The sequence below is a fragment of the Dokdonia pacifica genome (genome assembly GCF_900188275.1).
In the GTDB taxonomy this organism is placed as follows: Bacteria; Bacteroidota; Bacteroidia; order Flavobacteriales; family Flavobacteriaceae; genus Dokdonia; species Dokdonia pacifica.
This window is the reverse complement of the sequence record NZ_FZNY01000005.1, coordinates 111,711-132,412: the sequence shown is the minus strand read 5'-3', so window position 1 is coordinate 132,412 and position 20,702 is coordinate 111,711. Positions and strand designations below refer to the sequence as shown.

Sequence of the window (20,702 nt, the reverse complement as noted above, 5' to 3'; positions counted from 1 at the left end):
GTTTAAACGATTCCTCTTTAAAATAAATATGTTAGAATAATAATAAGTATGTATTCAAATAAAAAGTGACTATCTAAAAGTCTAGATAGTCACTTTTTATATTGAAATAATTTTTATTTCCTTAATAATTCTTTTTTTTAAGAATCAATAATTTCTATGATTATTCTTTAATCATTTTAAATGCACCTATTTGGCCATTTGAAGTCACTTCAAGAATGTAAACTCCTGTTTTTAAATTAGAAACATCTATATTTGAGGTGGTTGAATTAACCGTTTGTGATTTAACCTTTTGTCCTAAAAGGTTATAGATGGAAATCTTTTCTACTGCTATTGTTGAACTAATCGTTACTTCATTTTGAGTTGGATTAGGAAAGAAATTAAAATTTCCAAAAGTATTTTCTTCTATATTAAGAGCTTCACAATTTCCAAAATAGAATTGAGTAACAAGCTCTATAATGACACCTTCAGGATTTTCTAATTCTATTTGTACAATCGGTTCATCTGCAACAATACCTACAAAAAATGCAGTAGATCCAACATCAAAGGTAACCGCTTCTATAAGTCCAGTTTCTCCAAATACTCTAGCTTCAATAGGTCCTCCATCTCCTAAAGGAGAGTATAAATCAAAACCTACACTAGTAATAGAACTAGCTGCAGTAAAGTTTATAATAGTGAATGATGAGAAAACATCTGCACCTACACCTGGGTTTTCTACTCCAAATGATCCCTCATTAAAAAATACCATATTGCCAGCACTGCTAGTAAAAGAAACTCCTTCTTGTATTTCTCCTTCAAGGAAACAATTATCTCCAGAAGAATCAATTATAGTACTGCATGCTTCTACAGAGTCATCTGGACCTCCTGTAAACCCTTCAAAATCCTCAAAAGTTAGAAATTCACCATCAGCACAGTTGTCTAAAAATGCTTCTCTAGTTTCAAATAATGTTATATTTTCTGTCTGAAATCTAGAAGCACTAGTGTGAGATCTAATCGAAGTTGTCTGTAATTGCGTATTGTCTAAATTTATTTGTACGTACTCAGATGCTGTTGTTGGTTGTTGTCCAAATGCTGTTAAGGCAGTTAAAGATGCCAAAAGTGTAATTTTTTTCATAATTGTAGTTTATTTGTAGGATATTATAAATGATTGTTAGGCTCTTTGATTTTTTAGTTTTAGAATTGTAAGCCTAGAAATTATTTTTTAAAAACATATAGTATACTATGTAATCAAAATTAGATAAGAAATTTACTGTCGTGAAAGTGTTTATGCGGAATAATTCATATAGAACAATTGAAAAAGAGGTTTTTTACTTAAAAAACTATGATTTCAATTAAAATGAAAATAACATGCTAAAAGTATAATAGATACAATAGATATTTTGACTATTTATTGTACAGAATTTGTTACACGCATGATCGTGAGGTAAATTACTTTGAAAAGTACATTCAATTTTTTATTATACATAATACCGTTATATCCATTTTATTTTAAGAGAAATGAGCATATATCATTTTCCATTTTATTAAAGGATAAATTACCTTTATTCATATCTATAATTTAATAAAATGGTAAGACAACTACTTATATTTTTTCTAATAGTAATCTCTACGAATTGCTTAAAGGCTCAAGCACCTTATAATGGGACTATTTTTTTTGATCCAGATATTATTACTTCAGAAGATCCCTCTGCAATTTTAAGTACTACATATATAGGACAAGATGTTGTGGTGATGTTTGATAGAAGAGTAAACGATTGGGTAACCGTGAATGCTTTTTTGTTTGATGTTGTTTGGGATGATGGATTAACAAGTGTTGCTCAAGTTAATAGTGAGTTTGGTAGTGTCGATAATGCTACTATTGAAGCAGAAAAATATGCATTTTTAATTGGACAATTACCTACAGCTTTGAGAGTAGATGTAGATGAAATATGGATTCATCAAGGAACAGAACTTTTTGGAGGAGGAAATAATTCTATACTCATTCATACTGGACAAACTGTTCTATATGAAAACGATGGAATCCTTGAAGAAACATTAATACATGAGGCTAGTCATACATCACTAGATGCAACACATGCAGCATCTAACGGATGGATAAGTGCTCAAAATTTAGATGATGAATTTATTTCTACCTATGCGGAAGCAAACCCAACCACAGAAGATATAGCTGAGAGTTTTTTGACATGGTTGGCTGCCAGGTATCGTGCTGATGTGATTTCCAGTCAAGATTATAATACCATTACTCAAACAATTCCAAACAGGTTAAGTTATTTTGATGCTATTGGTTTTGATCTATATCCATTTGACTCTGCGTTGAGTGTCGAAAATTTTGAATCAGAAAATTTGAAAGTATATCCAAATCCAAGTAGTACATACATTCAAATCGAAACAAATGGATTAATAGTTCAAGACATTAAATTGTATACGATATTTGGTCAGGATTATACATCTTACATTAGGCTTGAAGATACTAAAATTGATATTTCCAGCTTATCAGTAGGTGTATACTTTTTAAAGTTGAATGGCAAAACTCATAAAATAATAAAGAACTAATTACTCTTTTTTACATACTTAGTAACAATCACCACTTGTTGACCATTGATTTTACCTTCAATATGCTCAGCATTATCGTGTACGAGTGTAATATTACGCATAAAAGCACCTCGTTTTGCAGTAAAGTTAGCACCCTTAACATCTAGATCTTTTATAAGAACGACACTATCACCATGTGACAGGCGTGCACCATTGGAATCTTTATGGATAATGGTGTTCTCATCTTCTTCAATATGATCTCCTGTAGCCTCTGCCCATGATTGGACATCTTCTTCTAGATACATCATATCTAGTAAGTCCTGTGGCCACCCTTCTTTTTTAAGACGATGTAGCATACGCCAAGCAATAACCTTTACAGTATCTACTTCACTCCACATACTATCATTAAGACACCTCCAGTGATTGGAGTCTATTGTTTCTGAGTCTTCTATTTGACCAACGCAATTAGCACAGATAAGAATTTGTGCTTCTTTTGGAGTCACTGTATACGCTTGTAGTCCTTCATCGCTAGCGCATAATTCACATACAGTACTTCTTTTTTGGAGTTCTCTTAAATTACTCATAGTGCCTTAGGTTGTTCTGATCGCGAAGAAACAAAAAAAAGTGGAATTAAACTCTTTACCGAAAGCACTCATTTTTCTTGTTTTCTACTTTTCTCTAAATCATAAATTTCTCTACCTAATTGCGCTAAAAATGGAATGCCTATAGTATCATATTCATAGGTGTCATCATTAAAAATACCATTCTCATTTACAAGTATGGTTGCAGAAAGTAAAAACTGTATTTCTTCTTTTTCATCAACGACATAAGCAGTTTCAGTAAGAGTGCCATAGGCATACCCTACTTTATTATATATTTTGATATGATCAGGAATTGTATCTTTAGAATCTCCATACATAAAGAACTTTACATAACTATCATCATATGTCTCAGCATCATACTTTGCATTTCGCGGAAGCGTATACATTGATTTTTGAATACGTACTTTATCGGTATAGGAGATATCAAAACGTTCATCTGGATCAAATTGATCTTCAAAAAAGAAACGTTTCATCAATGTGTGTTGTGATTTGAGAGGAAAATAATTCTTCTCTGTAAAGTCAAAAGGTGTTTGAATCAGATTTCCATCCTTTATATATCCTTTTCCTTTCTGTTGATTTTTAATAGATACGTTCTTAATAGGTTGGTCAGTGAGCCCTTTTAAGGCAACAACTTCTCCTTCATAAGACGGGAAAAACTTGATAGTACCTCTTTCAGGAATAGCTGCATTACCTGTAGAAAGACGATGTGCAATACGTGTAGGGGAGAGGTCTAGTTCTTTAAGACGTTTGTTTATATAATCTCTCCCTAACATATCATATAATCTATTATATGCTTCATTATCGCTCACGGCGAAAATTTGCCGTATATCGTCTGCAACACTATGTAATATAGAGTCTCTAGTAGAAATATATGGTGTGTCTAAATGAAGTTCAGGGTGCTCATTTACATATTCTGCAGCAAGTAATGCAATAGGAAGTTTGACAGTACTAGCTGGATAGAAATATTGCTTTCTATTTTCTTGAAATGTATAATCTGTAAACTCAATAAGACCTTTATCTGTAGTATCTATCTGTGTATATAGGATTTGAATCTCATGGTTTTCCAAGCTATCCATTACTTTTTGTATAGCTGGATGATCTGATGATTCTAAAACAGTGTCTATAGGTGTCGTACAAGAACCTAAAAATAAACTACTAGCAATGAGCATAAAAAGAGAAATACGCATTCTTAAAAATACTAATTTTTAAAATGCAATGTACCTATTTACCTTCTTATGTATTTCTTTCCGTTTTTAAGTTTTTTCTTTGGACGTACTTTAAAATAAAATGGAAGGGAAATACCATCACCATTTTTAATGACAAGATGCAGATGTGGCCTTGTAGAATAACCAGTATGTCCAGATTTTCCTATATAATCTCCTTGTTCTACAACGTCACCTATCTCTACATCGGCGCCATTATAATCTAAATGTGAATATTGTGCATAGGTGCCATCATCATGCAAGATGAGAATATTATTGCCTTTATCTATAAAGTCTTCACCACCATGTTCTTTATATTTTTCTACGACACCCATTACAATACCTCCTCTTATTGCAAATAGGGGAGTACCAATTGGCATTTTAAAATCTACGGCATATCTTGATGTAGGTTTGTTATGACTAAACGAATTTCCAAATGTCTGAATAACCTCATATTGGGCTCCTTTTGCATAGGGTAACTCATACAAAAATGAATCATCGTGAACTGCATCAGGATTTGCTTTCACAAGTCTATAATTAATGAAATCTTTGATAGCAATATCAGATGTATCCTTTATAGCATTTATTGGAATAATGGCAATAGGAAATAGAGAGTCCTTAGGTTGCATGACTGCAAGCTTATAGCGATGTGTACTATAATCAATAGTATCTCTTTTTAATTCTTTATACCAAATTGGAATAATAGAATTGTTTTTAATTCCTAGGTAAAGAGAATCTTCTTTATATTCTTTGGTGAAGTCTAATTGTATTTGCCCAAAGCAATAAAGTGGAAATAAGCATAATATTATAACAAAGCGCATACGAGTCATTTTTTAAAAGACGAACTAATATACGCTTTGTTACGTTTATACGATGTGTTATTTATTGGGTGACCTCTGCAAGTTCCTTTAATGGAATTTGATTATGTAGAAGGTCTTCAAAAGTTTCTCGTTTACGTATTAAATGCGCTTCTCCATCCTTCCAGAGTACTTCAGCAGGGCGGTAGCGACTATTATAGTTACTAGCCATTGTAAAACAATAAGCCCCTGCGTTACTAAAAGCAAGAATATCACCTTCACTTATCTCAGCAATACGTCTATTATTTGCAAATGTATCTGTCTCACAAATGTATCCTACCACACTATAAAAGCGTTCACGGCCATTTGGATTGCTAATGTTATGAATTTCATGACGACTTCCGTAGAGCATTGGGCGTATTAAATGGTTAAAACCACTATCTACTTGCGCAAAAACGGTTGAGGTGGTTTGCTTAACCACATTTACATTTACCAAGAATTTCCCTGCTTCACTTACTAGAAATTTTCCAGGCTCAAAGGTTAATGTTAAAGGTTTTCCATACGCTTTCGCGAAAGCGTTAAAACGCGTTCCCAATTTATCACCTAACTCTTCTATGTTGGTCTCAATATCACCAGTCTTGTAGGGTACTTTAAAACCACTACCAAAATCTATAAAATCTAAATTTGGAAAGTTTTTTGCTGTGTCAAAAAGAATTTCAGAAGCATATAAGAATACATCAATATCTAGGATATCACTTCCCGTGTGCATATGAATACCATTAATGTTCATATTGGTATTCTCGACAATACGTAAAATATGAGGTACTTGATGAATACTAATACCAAATTTACTATCAATATGTCCTACAGAAATATTAGTATTTCCTCCAGCCATCACATGCGGATTTATACGAATACATACTGGAATATTAGGATATTTGGTTCCAAATTGTTCAAGTATTGATAAATTGTCAATATTGATTTGAACCCCCATTTTTGACACAGATTCAATCTCTTCTAGAGAGACTCCATTAGGGGTAAAAATAATACGATCTGCTGGGCATCCAGATGCTAAACCAAGACGTACTTCTTGTATAGAAACAGTATCCAATCCTGCCCCTAAACCATGTATGTGTTGCAAGACAGAAATGTTGCTTAACGCCTTTACAGCATAGTTTAATCGTAATTGTTTGACCTTTTTAAAAGCAGAAGTCAAACGTTTATATTGCCTAGTAATAGTTTCGGCATTATACACATATACAGGACTGTCATGTTCCTGAACTACTCGTAAAAGATCTTTGTTTGTCATAACAACATTTTTTTGCCTACGAAATTAGTAGACTATTCTTAATGGACAATGCCTAAAACATAAAAAGTTCAACAAGAAGGTTAAAATTTAGGATTTCGATAACAATTATAAGCTTCTTTTGTAAATTTCATATAAAAACCACAAGAAATGATCGCTACATTGCCTATGTTTCCTCTTGAATTAGTTGCCTTTCCTGGAGAAGAGCTTCCGCTTCATATTTTTGAACTACGGTATCAACAACTACTAGAGGATTGTGAAGAAGAAAAAGTGACATTTGGAATACCTACTTATATTAATAAACGCCTTGAATATGGCACAGAGATGGAACTGCTAAAAGTTGTGAAGCGGTATCCCACAGGAGCAAGTGATATTATTTGTAAAGGAATTCGTGTTTTTAAATTGGTCGATTTTTATAATAGATTGGATGATAGATTATATGCTGGCGGTACCGTACAATTTTATAATGAGATCAAAGACGGTACTGAAGCATTAAGAAAACAATTCGTACAGTTACTTACCTCATTCTATAAAGAATTAGAGATACCAACTCCAGTGGTTGATCCGGAAACAATAACTTCGTATACATTATCTCATAAAATGGGACTTACTATAACACAAGAATATGAATTACTCCAAATCTCTTCAGAAAAAGAACGATATGAGTATTTGATTCAACACCTTACTATAGTATTACCAACCATACGATCTGTAAATAGGACAAAAGAAGTTATAAAAATGAATGGTCATTTTAAAAATTTTGATCCATTAGATTTTGAAAATCTCTAGGTCGTACCTAACTGACATATCCTATAAAATGTTCGTTTAAAAAAAAATATTTTTTTTGATGATCTATTTTTCTTTTTCTAGCGTATATTAAATACAACCCTTCCATATAGTTGCCAGTAAGCAACTTAATATTCATTTATTTACTTGTAAAATCGCTTTAAGGAAAAACCTTAAAAACAGTCTTTTTTATGGTTTTACCGTAAATTTTAATATAATTTATGTTAATTTTTTAAATAATCCTCATTGTTTTAGCATTTTGTTAGTATATTTATACCATTACTAATCAAAATATTTATCAAAATGAAGACAAATCTTAAATCAGTTTTTCTTTTAATGGCAGGAACGATGTTATTGTTCTCAAGTTGTGAACGTGACGAAGTTACTATTGAAGATGATGCAAATCTTGTAACTGAAGTTTCTGCAGCAGATATTGTAAACTCTGATGTCACCACTAGAGAGCCTGTTACCGACCAAAAAGTACTAGACCTTATCAATAATTTAGATATAGATGCTGGTGCTGTTACTAAAGGTGATTTCCATTTACCAGATGGAACTATTGAGCAACGTATTTATATCGGAGATGATATTGTTGTTACAGAGGCAGAATTAAATGCGATGCAAGCTATAGATGCACAAAGTCGTCAGTATCGTACATTTAATTTAGTAACTGGAAATAATCGTACTATTGATATTTTAGGGTACACAGGAAATGATCAGTTTGGACTTTCTAACAGAGGGCAAACGGCACTACAATGGGCTGTAAACAACTACAACCGTTTAAGTGGAGTAACATTACAGTTTAATTTAACGTATGGTACAAATTTTAACGCTGCAGATATGGTTGTATATGACAACTCTACTAATAATAGTGGTTCTGGAGGTGTAGCTGGATTCCCAACAAGCGCAGGACGTCCACATAAATTTATACAGATATATAATCTTGATGGATTCTCTACAAATGTAAATGAGCATGTAATTACTCATGAGATTGGACATGCAGTTGGTTTCCGTCACTCAGATTGGTTTGACCGTTTAAGCTGTCCAACCTCTTCTCAAGGAAATGAAGGATCTGGTTCTGATGGTGCTGTACATGTTGCAGGAACACCAACTGGAAGAGATGTAACTTCAGTAATGCAAGCTTGTTTTAGCTCTAGTGAAGACGGAGAGTTTAACAACAATGATATTACGGCACTTCGTAATATGTATTAAAAAAGTCAGTTTATTTTAAATTGAAATAATTTATTTAGTTTAAATGGAAACGCTTCCTGAAAAGGAAGCGTTTTTTTATACATTTTTTATTTCTTCGGTGCCATCTGCATGAGTAGCAAATCTCCCTTTTTCTCTATCGTGCGTATGATCATGACTAGGCCATGGCCAACCTCCAAACTCTGTTTGGCGATACTCTTGAATAGCTTCATTTATTTCCTCATAACTATTCATCACAAATGGCCCTTGTTTTGCCACAGGCTCTCCAATAGGTTTTCCTTGAATAAATAAGAAAGATCCAGTCTGATTACCATTTTGAAGTGTGATTTCTTCATCAGAAATAAGATCAAGTCCGTGTTCTTTTGGAATTTGATATCCTTCAGTTATTATTTCGTGACCTTCATAAAAATAGAGCGTTCTATTAAGTCCTGCTGCTCCTTTGGGAACAGACCATGTTGCATTAGACGCAAGTGTGACTAACCAAATCTCGACACCATTTTCTTTTTGAGCTGCCCAGCTATCTGGAGCAGGAGACAGTGCTTCTGTGCCTTGATAAGAACCTGCAATCACTTTCACACGGATATCATGACCTTCCTCATCTTGATGTGTCACAATAGGAATATCTTCATTCCATAACATTTTATAATGTGGTTCTACCATTTTACTAGCTCTAGGAAGATTTAGCCATAATTGAAATAGTAACAACGGATTTTCTCCCTCTTGATTTAATAATGGAAACATCTCACTATGTTGCACTCCTTTTCCAGCGGTCATCCATTGTACATCTCCTTCTCCAAAACGACCTGCCGCTCCTAAAGAATCGCTATGATCTGCGAGTCCTTTTTCTACAACGGTAATCGTTTCAAATCCTCTATGTGGATGTGCAGGAAAACCTGGAACCGTAGTGCCATGGTACATATTCCAACCATCTTTTCCGTGAAAATCCATGCCTATGTTACGTCCAGCAAGCGAAGCATCAGGACCTAAAGTTTCATTTCCTTTCGGGTAGTTGTCTAAATGATACGCACAAAATAAAAAGGGATCTTGTGTTTCCCATTGCGCACCTAATTGTCTAATCTTTTTTATTGCTTTCATATTCTTTTAAATTTCCGCGAAGGCGGAAATCTCATTTAATTCAATACCCACGAAGGTGAGTATCTCATGTTATTAGCTCTTGATATCATTCCTGTATACGCTTTCGCGAAAGCGTACCCATAAACACTCCAGATTAGTCGTATTTAGTATATCTTTTTTACAGTCTTAGTAGCGAGCTCCCTGGCTAATATTTGCAGAAGATTTTTGAATAAAATCACGTATATCTTCATTTGCCTGAATCAAATCTTCATTACGTAAATACATCATATGTCCGCTACGATATCCTTTAAAACTAAGGCGATCAGAAAGCTTTCCTGAAGCATTAAGTTGCCACATCACATACTTTGCATTAAAGTAGGTAGTTGCACCATCAAAATAACCACTTTGAATCATAACGTGTAGATTTTTATTAACCCCCATTGCTTCTCTTAAACTAGCTCCCGTATTGTTATTAGTACGATCCCAAGGACGCACAGGACCAAACATATTATAACTCAAATCTGTTTTAAGGTCAAGTTCTTGCTGATAATAATAATTAATAGCCGGTGTAAAGGCATGTAACCAAGCGGTGAGTTCGCTATTATAGTCCGGACGATCACCAGCCTCTTTTACGTCAAGTCCTTTATAACGTGAATCTAAACGACCTATGGTAAGTCCGTCGCGATCTCTCAAAAGATCTTTCCAGAAATACGCTTTAGGAACCTCTAAGTTATGTTGTCTTATGGTACGTTCTGACAATCCAGAATAATACGCCATTTTTTTGATTACTGCGTCTTTTCTAGCTGGATCTATAAATCCCGTATTAACCATTACAGGAAGTAACTCATTTACCGCATAGGCTTCACTTTCGGCAAGTACTTCTGTGAGATCTTTACTTTGTAAAGCTGGTGGTAAGGCTTTGTGGTACCATGCAGCAGCTGTAAAATAGGGAAGACGATTTGCCACTTCTACAGGACCATCAAATTCAAATCCAATTTCGGTAGGAGATACTAAAATTACTCCATTGATATACATCCATTTTCTGTTTTGAAGTGCAGCAGCAAGCCCAGAAACACGAGTTGTACCATAGCTTTCTCCAATAAGATATTTTGGCGAACGCCAACGATTTACTCTTGTAACGAATGTATTTACCCAGTCAGCGAGATATTTGATATCTGCATTTACTCCAAAGAACATTTTTTTGTCTGGCATCTTCCCATCCTTTCCAGGTAGCATACGACTATAGCCTGTATTTACAGGATTTACAAAAACAATATCGGCAACATCTAAAATAGAGTTTGGATTACTTTTTATGCCATAAGGTTGTACAGGAAACCCTTCATCATCTATTTTTAAAATGCGAGGACCTGTATATGCAATATGCATCCATACCGAAGCAGATCCTGGACCCCCATTAAAAGAGATCACTAAAGGCCTGTTTTCATCATTCTTGATATCGCTACGTTTGTAATAGGTATACAATAGTGAAGCTACAGGATTTCCTTCGTCATCCCATACAGGTTGAAAACCTGCCGTAGCACTATAAGGAATTGTTTTTCCTTTGATGGTTGTTGTGTGATTAGTGACCACCGTTTCATCTACTGGAACGCGCACTTGTTGTGACATCATTTCTTTAGACATCATCTTGTCTTGTGCATAGGACGTCATGCATAAAAGACTAACTAATACAAATAAGGATAGTGTTTTCTTCATGGTTATTTATTTTTCAACTCCGCGAAGACGGAGGTCTTGTTATTGCTTTCGCGAAAGCAGAATCTCATTATTATATGGTTATTCTAAAATAGAGTATTATTCTATTTTAGATTAGTACTCTATTTTTATAGTTATAAAATTGGACTTCGATACTATTTTCTTTCTGCCTTTCGGCGAAATAAAATCACTCAGTCTCCTACATCATGGTATTTTTTTATTTTTCCAACATATTTAACTAAAATCATTAATCTCAATGATCTGTAATCCTACGAATCTAAAGATTGATTTTCCTTGCATTTCAAGTATAGTTCCTTCTTTTAATCCATTAGGTAAATCAATAGCTAGCGTTCCAGTATAATCAATATCAATTGTTATAATACCATTCTCTTGTATAGTATTTATTATTTTTTGCTCTCTATTACTGAAATATGATGTTGCTTTTTCTGCTTGTGCTTTAAATTCATCAATTCCATTTGTAACTAAGTCAACAACCTCATTAGTACTATTTTTAAATGTAACATTTGGAGACAGGTTCTTTAGCATTCCTTCCACATCAAAACTGTTATATGCAGTCATATAACTTTTGATAACCTCTAGTTTTTGTTTATCTACATTACTCATGTCTCACTATTTTATGATGATTCAGAAATACGTATTGCATTATTTTAAGTTCAAGTTTTAAAAGCTAACACTAATAGCCAATAGCTATTTTTCACACCTCCCTCAATCTCTAACTTCGGCTAGGCTCAGTGCAGCGCCTTCTTAGGAGAGAAGTTTTTTACTTCATGATTCGTACTTCAAACCTTGTACTTCCTCCTTTTACTGATGCTTTTAGCATTATAATAACGGAAGATTCAAAACTGATTTGTACCAAAAGCTACAAATCATATATTTTTTATAGTAACGGAAGATTATAATGATTTTGTAGAAAAAATTACAAAATCATTATAATACACCACCACCGGGGATGCTATTTGAACTTTTTTCATTTCAACCTTCGTACTTCCAACTTCGTCGTTCGTACTTTTACTGATGCCTTTAACTTTATAGTAACGGAAGATTCAAAACTGATTTGTACCAAAAGCTACAAATCATTTTGAATACACCACCACCGGGGATGCTATTTGAACTTTTTTCATTTCAACCTTCGTACTTCCAACTTCGTCATTCGTACCTTTACTGATGCCTTTAACTTTATAGTAACGGAAGATTCAAAACTGATTTGTACCAAAAGCTACAAATCATTTTGAATACACCACCACCATGGATGCTATTTGAACTTTTTCATTTCAACCTTCGTACTTCCAACTTCGTCGTTCGTACTTTTACTGATGCCCTACATGACATCCGCACCCAGGAATAGTAAAGCTATTACTCTGCTCATGCCAAGGGAATGCTTCGCTTTGCTTGGTATTTTCCCACCAGAATTCTCCACGATTCTTTGCGGTATTTCCCACTTCATTCATCGTTGATGTGTCATATAAACGACCATTCACCATCGTATGCGTTACCTGTTCTGTATCTCTAATATTTTCAAGAGGATTCCCATCAATGATGATCAAATCGGCAAGTTTACCTACTTTCAGCGAACCAATTTCATCACCAGCGCCGATATACTCAGCACCGTTAATTGTAGCGGCTTGTAATGCTTGTAAATTGGTCATTCCACCTTGTTGTAACATCCAAGTTTCCCAATGCGCTCCCAATCCTTGTAATTGACCATGTGCTCCCATATTCACTTTCACACCTTTATTAGCTAAAGCCGTTACCGTTTCAGACGTTAAGATATGACCGTTTTTATATTCCTCATCAGGAATCATCGTACGGTGACGCGCTCTTGAATCTACCAACGTACGCGGTGTATATTTTAAAAGCTTTTCATTCTCCCACACCTGATCATTTTGATAGAAATAGAATTCTCCATTTACACCACCATAATTTACAATCAGTGTAGGAGTGTATCCGGTATTACTTGCACTCCATAATTCCAATACGTCTTTATACACAGGCGCTACAGGAATATTATGTTCTACCCCTGTATGTCCGTCCATAATCATAGTCATATTGGTATAGAATGTAGATCCACCTTCCGGTACTACATTAATTCCTAATTCGCGAGCCGCTTGCATTACTTGTTGACGTTGCTCACGTCGTGGTTGATTGTAACTCTTTACTGATTTTGCGCCAAAAGCTTTCGTACGACGTATTGCCGATCGGGCATCGTCTATATTATTAATTACAGCTTTAAAATCACCATCAGCTCCATAGAGGATAAAACCCGTAGAGTAGAGGCGAGGCCCTACCATATCCCCGCTTTTTAATAATTCACTTAGCGTGAAAATAGTCTCTGTATTCGCACTTGGGTCATGTGAGGTTGTCACTCCAAACGCAAGATTAGCATAAAATGGCCAATGTTTTTGAGAAGGTAATCCATAACGGAAAGCACCTACGTGTGCATGCGCATCTACCATTCCTGGCATGATGGTTTTTCCAGAGACATCAATTGTTTTTGCACCTGTAGGAATCGTTACATTCTGACCAATGGCTGTGATTTTATTATCTGTAATGACAATCGTTCCGTTTTCAATCACTTCATCTCCTTCCATGGTGATAATACGTGCATTTGTAAATGCAGTAACACCAGAAGGTTTATCTGTTTTCGCTTTAAGCGAAATAGGAATTCCCGTCACATCCATTTCGGGTACTTTCTCTGGTGATCCCGGTAGGAATGTAAATCTGTTTTTGAGTTCGTTAGAGAAATACTGATCCCCTAAAGTCCACATTACTTTCTGGCTGTTTGGTGACCAATGCAAGTTGATTCCTGCATCTTTTGCAATTTGAGATACCGGAACATATTTTGAATTGTTATCCAAATCAATTTTCTGTCCATTCATCACTAAAGGCGCAACAAAAGCCTTGTGAAGATTGGTATAGGCAATCCATTTGTTATCTGGACTCGGCACTAATCTGTTGGCATATTTTGATGTTACGTGTGTACGCTCATCTTTTCCTTCAAGATTTACAGAAATCAAACTCTTGGTAAGATTTCCAAAATAGGTACCTCCTGTCTGTAAAAAGATACGCTTCCCATCAGCACTGTACATAGGGTATTCTCCGTTTTGCGTAATGAGTTTCGGCTGTTGTCCTTGCGTCAAGGTATAAATTCCTGGTTTTTTAGCAAATGCCAATCCTTGATCTGTGTTGCGTGACTCTTTACGATAGATGATGGTATTATACGCTTTCGCGAAAGCGGGAGTCCTATAAATCCCTTTTTCTGTCGTAAGCTTCTGTGAGGTCCCACCATTGATAGAAATCGTGCGGATGCTTCCGTAGTTTTCATCATTCCACGTTACATAAATTAATCGTTGTCCATCTGCCGAAAAAGAAGGCTCAAACTCAAAATCGTCGTTTTGAGTCGTGATACGTTGTGGTGTTCCATTCGGTAAGGCTTTTTTGTATAATTTCCCAAGCGCACTAAACACTACTGTTTTTCCATCAGGAGACGTAGTGGCATGTCTGATCACTTTCACATCAAATTCCTCAGGAGCAACAGGTGATTTAAAATGCACCGTTTCTGCAATTTGAAGTGTTACATCTGCTGTAAATGGAATTACGTTATGATTGTAGTTTTTGATATTTACTTTATTGATTTTTCCACCTGACCAGAACACGAGTTCTTCGTTATTAGGCATCCAATCAAAATTGGGATACACGCCAAAAATCGCCCAAGCCTCCTGCTGATCTTTATTTAAAGCATCATACACAGGCCATTCTTCACCAGTAGTTAAATCATGAATATACAATACCGATTTGGTACGAACACGCTTGATGAATGCTAATAACTTCCCATCTGGTGATACGGTAGGGCGCGCAGCACCTCCCGGACCATTGGTGAGGGTTTGGATTTTCCCATCCTCAAAATGATAGCGTTGAATCACATAAATCTGCTTGTTTGGATCTTTGTTGTATTGGAAGAATCCGCCTGGATACACATCTTCACTATAGTATAAATATTTCCCATCAGGAGATACGGAAGGTTCATTCACATCCTGCTGATCGTTTTTACGTTTGGTGAGTTGTAAACCACTACCACCTGTATGATGATATTGCCACATCTCTCCAGCACCGAGTGAGCGTCCAGAGGTAAAATGTTTACGTGCAATGAGATATTGTCCATCGGCTGTCCAAGTGGCATTATTTAGGAGTCGAAATTTTTCTTTAGTGACTTGTTTGGCATTACTACCATCTGCATCCATCATCCAAATATTATCACCACCACCAGCATCACTTGTAAAAGAGATTTTCGTTCCGTCTGGAGAGAATCGAGGTTGAACTTCAAAGGGAATTCCTGTACGGAGTGCTTTGGCATTTCCTCCTGTAATAGGCATGGTATAAATATCTCCCATGAGGTCAAACACAATGGTTTTTCCATCAGGACTGACATCTAGATTCATCCAAGTCCCTTCATCTGTAGTAAAGGAATGGGGTTTGTAGTTAAAACCAGCTCCGGGATTGGCGACATCCCATTTGGCTTCTTTTTCGTCTTTATCTTTTTTGTTTTTCTTCTTTTTCTTTTGGGCCGTTGCCGGAATGGCAAGTGCTAACGCAATACATGCAATGATGAGTTTTTTGGTCATTATGGTTGCTTTACTTGAGATACAAATCCCTCATTCCTATTTCTCCCAAAGGAAGAAATGATGGATGGTATTTCATTTTTTTAATTAGGAACTACTAGGTTTCTAAGGTACGGAATTGGGTAGGGTAGGAATGTTAAAGAGGTGTTAAGGGGATTTGTGCTATGATCTTTAAAAAGATGCAGTTTTTTGAATGTCACCCTGAGCTTGTCGAAGGGCTCTTATAACTAAAAAGTATAAAACTTCGACAGGCTCAGTTTGACAAACGAATACATAATACGTCAAGCTGAACTTGCATGTATTGTACTTGTTTCAAATTCTTATAATGCTGATAAATAGTAGAATGCGATTCTGAAATAAATTCAGAATGACAAAAGAACCGTCATTTCGACAGAGCGAGGAACGAGTGACGAGAAATCACATAACAGTAAGTTCTTAGAAGTGGAAATTGAATAGAGCCACTTGTGGGATTTCTCGACGCTACGCTTTGTCGAAATGACTTGACATGCTCAGTTTAATAAACGAATCTTACGTCAAGCTGAACTGGCTTTAGCTTCTCATGACACTGATAAACAACAGGTGCGATTCTGAAATAAATTCAGAATGTCATAAACTACTTCCCAGCGCCTTCTATCCTCTCTAGTAATAAGGTTGCTTTTGCGATATATCCAAAATCACTCGCAGTACTTTTTTTAGCATCTTCTAGACATCGTGTTGCGTATGCTTTTGCTGTTTTAGTATCGTTAAGTTGTAGTGCCAATTCAGCTCTATAGTACACATACCAAAACGCACCCGGACGCAATTCGATGGCTTTATCAAACCAGGTAACGGCTTTATCTAGATCTTTTCCTTTAAGATAATAAAACTGCGCAGCATCAAAATATGTAGCCGCTGTAATCTCGCCTGTAGCGTTAGTGATTTTGGCTTCTATTTCTGAAAAAATGGCTTTGTCAGAATCGACATATACAGGGATTTTTACTTTTGTATTTTCCCATGCAATGATCAAATCACCACCATTGGTATTGAAGTTTTCAAAATGGATGGTAAAAGTTTCCAAGGTATCTTCTAAAGAAATAGAAGGAACTTTAAAACGTACCAAATCTTCCGATGTATCATATCCACCAGCACCCCAACGTTTACTATTGTTACTTAAAATGATCGTCCATTCTTTATCTGTAGGAACACTATACAATCCATAAGTACCTGCAGGAACTGGATGGCCAGCAAACGTAACACCAGTATCTACTGTAATCTTTGTAGAGGCATTAGCACCTGTACGCCATAGTTTGTTATATGGAATTAATCCGCCAAATATGGTTCTTCCTTGTTTGTTTGGTTGCCCGTATTCTAGGGTGAAATTAGCCAATCCTACCTGCTGTTTGGTCACAATTTTGGGACTTAAACTTGGTTTTGTGATTTGCGCAGTACTGGTCATTGATACAACACATAGTATGCTGCATACAAGAGTTTTGATGGTATTCATGAGTGTTTTTTTAAAGAATAGACAAATTCATTAATCTTCGGAGATGGTGTATACAACCCCATTTTTGATGGTATGTCGTATACTTTGTGTATTCCTAATGTTTTCTAACGGATTTTTTTCCAATATCACCAAATCGGCTTTATTACCTATGGCAATGCCATAGCCTTCTTTTTGTAAAAATTGGCTTCCGTTATACCCTGAAGTCTGTAAGGCTTGTAGCGGAGTTAAGCCCGCTTCAACTAACTGTTCTAGCTCTTTATGCAGTGATGGCCCAGGATAGGTATAGGAATTAAAAGCACCACAATCAGAGCCCGCCAAGAGTTGCACCCCGGCATCGTGTAAGGATTTCGTGAGTTGGATAAAGAATATTTGCAATTCTTTTCTATCTTTTTTCGCTTTCGCGGAAGCGTTTATAGCCCTTTTATTACGGCCTTCATAGGTTTTAATAAACGCATCTTCCAAATGGGAAAGGTAAGCATCTTGTGAATGATCTACTTCATCCAAATAACTCAATACATCACCAATATGCAGTGTAGGCGTAACGAAGGTATTGCTTGCTTTTAGACGTGCAAATGTTTGCTGTGCAGTGGTTTCATCATAAGTCGCGATGAGCTGCTCCATACTTCCCCAAAAACCAAGCGTGCCATCAATAATCTGTTGGGTGATTTCTGCTTCCTGAGAAGAGCAACCTTTTAAGACATAATATAAATGCTCAATATTATCCAATCCAGCATCAATAGCCTCCTGTAATTCGACGGTAAATGGCATATGTCCCGAAGTGATCATATCACGAGTTTCTGCTGTTTTGATAATATCCAGGTATTGCTTTCGCGAAAGCGTACTATCATAAATCTTCACATAATCTGTGTTTAGGGATTGCAAGGAGTCTAATGCGTTTGTAATACTTTCTTGAGAATCTACAGGAAGTGAACCTTCCCAACGGGCATTGGGACCGTCTAATTTAGGACCTGATGTATAAATGGTAGGACCCATGCGATGGTTGTTTTGAATTTCTTGATTCCATTGTTGTACTTGTGGTGTGAGATCACCACCCGCATCGCGTACCGTTGTAATACCATACTTAATATACTGTTCTAAGAATTTCTCATTTTGAGAAATGAGTTGTTCGCCTCCGCGAAAATGTACGTGGTTATCCCAAAAGCCAGGTACTACATAATTGCCTTTAACATTCATGTGTTTTAAAGCAATATAATTAGATTTCATCTCAGGTGTAGTTTCTACAATTACTCCTTTATTGATATAGAGTGTTTGTTTTGTAATATCACCTGATTCAATATCAATGATATTTGCATTTGATATGACAAGATCAAACGGCTCTTTTGGTGATTCCTTTTTACAACCTATACACATACATAGTGTTGTAATTAGAGTCATTTTATATAGGGCTCTCATGGCGTTGATTGTTTATATACTTTTCCGTTTTTCATAACAAAGGTGACATTTCTCATTACGGTAATATCTTTGGTAGGATCACCAGTAACGGCGATGAGATCTGCCCAGAAGCCCTCTTTAATCGTTCCTAGTTTATCTAAGTGGAATACGTTTGCATTGATAGAGGTTGCGGCTTTTAAGGTTTGTAGGGGCGTCATTCCATACTCGACCATGAGTTCTAACTCGCGGTAGTTTTCTCCGTGGGTATATACACCTACGTCTCCACCAAAACCAATAATAACTCCAGATTGTAATGCGAGTGCAAATGTTTTTTTCTTGGTACGAATGCGATCTGGATCTGGATCAATGCCTTTTCGCCACCCTTTGTATCGAGAAATGGCATCTCCAGCGGCAAGTGTAGGGTAGAAGGCGACTCCTTTTTCTTTCATGAGTTTGAAAGTTTCTAAGGTACCTCCATCTCCATGCTCAATCGTTTCTACACCTGCAAGAATCGCTCTTTTCATTCCTTCTGGTGTACCTGCATGTGCTACGGCATATCTTCCAGCACTTTCTGTAGCTGCAATCATGGCGTCTAACTCTTCTTGTAAAAAAGTAGCTTGCGAGGGTTCTCCAGATCGCCAACGATAGTCGGCATAAATTTTTATAAAGTCAGCACCATTGCCTATTTGTCTACGAACGGCTTTGATAACTTCGGTGGTGCCACTAGCTGATTCGGCACCTAATGGAACGGTAACCCCTTCGTGAAACCCTTTGGGGCCATAGGCTCCAGTTGCAACAATAGCAGGTCCTGCAACAAGTAAACGAGGGCCAGGAATAACACCTTCATCAATCATTTTCTTTAGGTAAACATCACTATATCCAGCACCTTCAGAACCTAAATCTCGCATGGTTGTTACACCTGCTAATAAGGAATTTTCAGCATGAACAGTAGCTCGTATCGCTCTTTCTGTATGGGATTCTTTGAGTACTTGGTCATTCCAGTTGGTCTCATTATAAGGATGTAGTAAAAGATGTGAATGTCCTTCTATAAGTCCAGGCATGAGTGTCATGCCTTCTAGTGGAATTCTAAAATAACGATCTGTTTCAGGAGTTGAAACACCTGTATAGGTAATAATACTATCTGTTACGACCACGACCCAATCTTTATGGAGGGTTTCTCCATCAAAAACAGCATCTGGTTGTAAGGTGGTTTGTGCGTAAAGTTGTGTGAGGTATAACGTGAATAGTAAAAAACCTATTTTTTTCATAGCTGGTATTCGTTTTGTGTACGCTTTCGTACTTCGACTAAGTTCAGTATAAACTTCGGCTGTGCCGAAAGCGGAAATCTCATTTATTATTATCTCAATTTTTATTAAGTAGTTATTTCTTTTTTCGCCCCCAAACCCCGTCACGAGATTTCTCATTTGCTTCACAGAGGCGAATAATTTCTTGTATTCTTTTTTGTTGTGTTTCTTCTCGTTTTGCTTGATTTAACCAGTATAAATAACTTTTGCGATAGCTTGGTGCAAAGTTTTGATAATTTTCAAAAGCAACAGAGTTTTGATCGAAAGCCTTTTGTAAATTTTCTGGAATGATGCCATTTTCTGGACCATCTAATGTTGTCCATGAGCCATTTTTTTTTGCTTCAGTGATCACTTTTTTTCCACTTTCATGAATGAGTCCTTGTTTTTTGAGATCTATGATATAGGTTTTATTGAGCTTACTCCAGACACTTTTTGGTTTACGAGGGCAGAAGTATTGCCTTCTTTTTCCATCTCCTAGACTTTTAACAGTACTATCAATCCAGCCATAGCATAGGGCTACTTTGACAGCTTCTTCCCAGCGCATGCTAGGGACTTTTGTATCTACTTTATAAAAGATTAAGTAAATGCCACCATAATTTGCATAGTTTTCATGCAACCATTCTCGCCATTCTATATCCCGTGGAAAATATAATTCAGGAATTGTATTCATA

Annotated in this window: 16 protein-coding genes; 3 read left to right on the top strand and 13 right to left on the bottom strand. The window is 36.0% G+C overall.

Translation table 11 applies throughout. The annotated features are described in order from the left end of the window. Positions 1 to 160: 160 nt before the first annotated feature. A complete protein-coding gene (locus CHB80_RS15315; RefSeq protein ID WP_089372377.1) occupies positions 161 to 1,111 on the bottom strand; it encodes a T9SS type A sorting domain-containing protein in 951 nt (316 codons plus the stop codon). Positions 1,112 to 1,563: 452 nt separating this feature from the next. On the opposite strand from CHB80_RS15315, the gene CHB80_RS15310 reads away from it, so the two are divergent. Then, on the top strand, positions 1,564 to 2,550 hold the full coding sequence (locus CHB80_RS15310) for a T9SS type A sorting domain-containing protein (RefSeq protein WP_089372376.1): 987 nt from the start codon (positions 1,564 to 1,566) through the stop codon (positions 2,548 to 2,550). Here CHB80_RS15310 and CHB80_RS15305 read toward each other — a convergent pair. From CHB80_RS15305 to lysA, 4 genes are all read right to left on the bottom strand, one after another. After that, on the bottom strand, positions 2,547 to 3,113 hold the full coding sequence (locus CHB80_RS15305) for a PhnA domain-containing protein (protein WP_089372375.1): 567 nt from the start codon (positions 3,111 to 3,113) through the stop codon (positions 2,547 to 2,549). The genes CHB80_RS15310 and CHB80_RS15305 overlap by 4 nt on opposite strands. Positions 3,114 to 3,181: 68 nt before the next feature. Continuing rightward, positions 3,182 to 4,318, bottom strand: coding sequence for a serine hydrolase (locus CHB80_RS15300; protein WP_089372374.1), 1,137 nt, complete (start codon positions 4,316 to 4,318; stop codon positions 3,182 to 3,184). Between the two features lie 38 nt (positions 4,319 to 4,356). After that, entirely contained in the window at positions 4,357 to 5,154 is a 798-nt protein-coding gene (locus CHB80_RS15295) for a M23 family metallopeptidase (protein ID WP_179218186.1), read from the bottom strand. Positions 5,155 to 5,215: 61 nt separating this feature from the next. Next, complete coding sequence (gene lysA, locus CHB80_RS15290) at positions 5,216 to 6,439, bottom strand: diaminopimelate decarboxylase (protein WP_089372372.1); 1,224 nt, start codon at positions 6,437 to 6,439, stop codon at positions 5,216 to 5,218. A gap of 147 nt (positions 6,440 to 6,586) precedes the next feature. Between lysA and CHB80_RS15285 the strand changes: the two genes are divergently transcribed. Continuing rightward, positions 6,587 to 7,225 (top strand): LON peptidase substrate-binding domain-containing protein, encoded by a 639-nt coding sequence (locus tag CHB80_RS15285; protein ID WP_089372371.1) that lies wholly within the window; start codon positions 6,587 to 6,589, stop codon positions 7,223 to 7,225. Between the two features lie 300 nt (positions 7,226 to 7,525). Next, positions 7,526 to 8,434: a M57 family metalloprotease gene (locus CHB80_RS15280; protein ID WP_089372370.1), complete on the top strand. Its 909-nt coding sequence runs from the start codon at positions 7,526 to 7,528 to the stop codon at positions 8,432 to 8,434. A gap of 75 nt (positions 8,435 to 8,509) precedes the next feature. Here CHB80_RS15280 and CHB80_RS15275 read toward each other — a convergent pair whose 3' ends face one another. The 8 genes from CHB80_RS15275 to CHB80_RS15240 form a co-directional block, all read right to left on the bottom strand. Then, positions 8,510 to 9,526, bottom strand: a complete 1,017-nt coding sequence (locus CHB80_RS15275) for a pirin family protein (protein WP_089372369.1) — start codon at positions 9,524 to 9,526, stop codon at positions 8,510 to 8,512. A gap of 165 nt (positions 9,527 to 9,691) precedes the next feature. Then, complete coding sequence (locus CHB80_RS15270) at positions 9,692 to 11,218, bottom strand: S10 family peptidase (protein WP_089372368.1); 1,527 nt, start codon at positions 11,216 to 11,218, stop codon at positions 9,692 to 9,694. A gap of 231 nt (positions 11,219 to 11,449) precedes the next feature. Continuing rightward, positions 11,450 to 11,839, bottom strand: coding sequence for a nuclear transport factor 2 family protein (locus CHB80_RS15265; RefSeq protein WP_089372367.1), 390 nt, complete (start codon positions 11,837 to 11,839; stop codon positions 11,450 to 11,452). Between the two features lie 704 nt (positions 11,840 to 12,543). Beyond that, positions 12,544 to 15,855: an amidohydrolase family protein gene (locus CHB80_RS15260; protein WP_089372366.1), complete on the bottom strand. Its 3,312-nt coding sequence runs from the start codon at positions 15,853 to 15,855 to the stop codon at positions 12,544 to 12,546. Positions 15,856 to 16,465: 610 nt separating this feature from the next. Next, on the bottom strand, positions 16,466 to 17,335 hold the full coding sequence (locus CHB80_RS15255; protein WP_089372365.1) for a DUF2911 domain-containing protein: 870 nt from the start codon (positions 17,333 to 17,335) through the stop codon (positions 16,466 to 16,468). Positions 17,336 to 17,365: 30 nt separating this feature from the next. Further along, the gene (locus tag CHB80_RS15250; protein ID WP_089372364.1) at positions 17,366 to 18,748 is read right to left on the bottom strand and encodes an amidohydrolase family protein; all 1,383 of its coding nucleotides are present in this window, start codon (positions 18,746 to 18,748) and stop codon (positions 17,366 to 17,368) included. Beyond that, the gene (locus CHB80_RS15245; RefSeq protein ID WP_089372363.1) at positions 18,745 to 19,995 is read right to left on the bottom strand and encodes a metal-dependent hydrolase family protein; all 1,251 of its coding nucleotides are present in this window, start codon (positions 19,993 to 19,995) and stop codon (positions 18,745 to 18,747) included. Before CHB80_RS15245 ends, CHB80_RS15250 begins: the two co-directional genes overlap by 4 nt. A 112-nt stretch (positions 19,996 to 20,107) precedes the next feature. Further along, complete coding sequence (locus tag CHB80_RS15240) at positions 20,108 to 20,701, bottom strand: YdeI/OmpD-associated family protein (RefSeq protein WP_089372362.1); 594 nt, start codon at positions 20,699 to 20,701, stop codon at positions 20,108 to 20,110. Between the last annotated feature and the right edge of the window lies 1 nt (position 20,702).

Bases quoted from the DNA above. Each gene is read 5' to 3' on its own strand.
- CHB80_RS15275 (WP_089372369.1), bottom strand. From the start codon at position 9,526: ATGAAAGCAATAAAAAAGATTAGACAATTAGGTGCGCAATGGGAAACA.
- CHB80_RS15310 (WP_089372376.1), top strand. From the start codon at position 1,564: ATGGTAAGACAACTACTTATATTTTTTCTAATAGTAATCTCTACGAAT.
- CHB80_RS15260 (WP_089372366.1), bottom strand. From the start codon at position 15,855: ATGACCAAAAAACTCATCATTGCATGTATTGCGTTAGCACTTGCCATT.
- CHB80_RS15270 (WP_089372368.1), bottom strand. From the start codon at position 11,218: ATGAAGAAAACACTATCCTTATTTGTATTAGTTAGTCTTTTATGCATG.
- CHB80_RS15280 (WP_089372370.1), top strand. From the start codon at position 7,526: ATGAAGACAAATCTTAAATCAGTTTTTCTTTTAATGGCAGGAACGATG.
- CHB80_RS15265 (WP_089372367.1), bottom strand. From the start codon at position 11,839: ATGAGTAATGTAGATAAACAAAAACTAGAGGTTATCAAAAGTTATATG.
- CHB80_RS15240 (WP_089372362.1), bottom strand. From the start codon at position 20,701: ATGAATACAATTCCTGAATTATATTTTCCACGGGATATAGAATGGCGA.
- CHB80_RS15295 (WP_179218186.1), bottom strand. From the start codon at position 5,154: ATGCGCTTTGTTATAATATTATGCTTATTTCCACTTTATTGCTTTGGG.
- CHB80_RS15305 (WP_089372375.1), bottom strand. From the start codon at position 3,113: ATGAGTAATTTAAGAGAACTCCAAAAAAGAAGTACTGTATGTGAATTA.
- CHB80_RS15255 (WP_089372365.1), bottom strand. From the start codon at position 17,335: ATGAATACCATCAAAACTCTTGTATGCAGCATACTATGTGTTGTATCA.
- CHB80_RS15300 (WP_089372374.1), bottom strand. From the start codon at position 4,318: ATGCGTATTTCTCTTTTTATGCTCATTGCTAGTAGTTTATTTTTAGGT.
- lysA (WP_089372372.1), bottom strand. From the start codon at position 6,439: ATGACAAACAAAGATCTTTTACGAGTAGTTCAGGAACATGACAGTCCT.
- CHB80_RS15315 (WP_089372377.1), bottom strand. From the start codon at position 1,111: ATGAAAAAAATTACACTTTTGGCATCTTTAACTGCCTTAACAGCATTT.
- CHB80_RS15250 (WP_089372364.1), bottom strand. From the start codon at position 18,748: ATGAGAGCCCTATATAAAATGACTCTAATTACAACACTATGTATGTGT.
- CHB80_RS15245 (WP_089372363.1), bottom strand. From the start codon at position 19,995: ATGAAAAAAATAGGTTTTTTACTATTCACGTTATACCTCACACAACTT.
- CHB80_RS15285 (WP_089372371.1), top strand. From the start codon at position 6,587: ATGATCGCTACATTGCCTATGTTTCCTCTTGAATTAGTTGCCTTTCCT.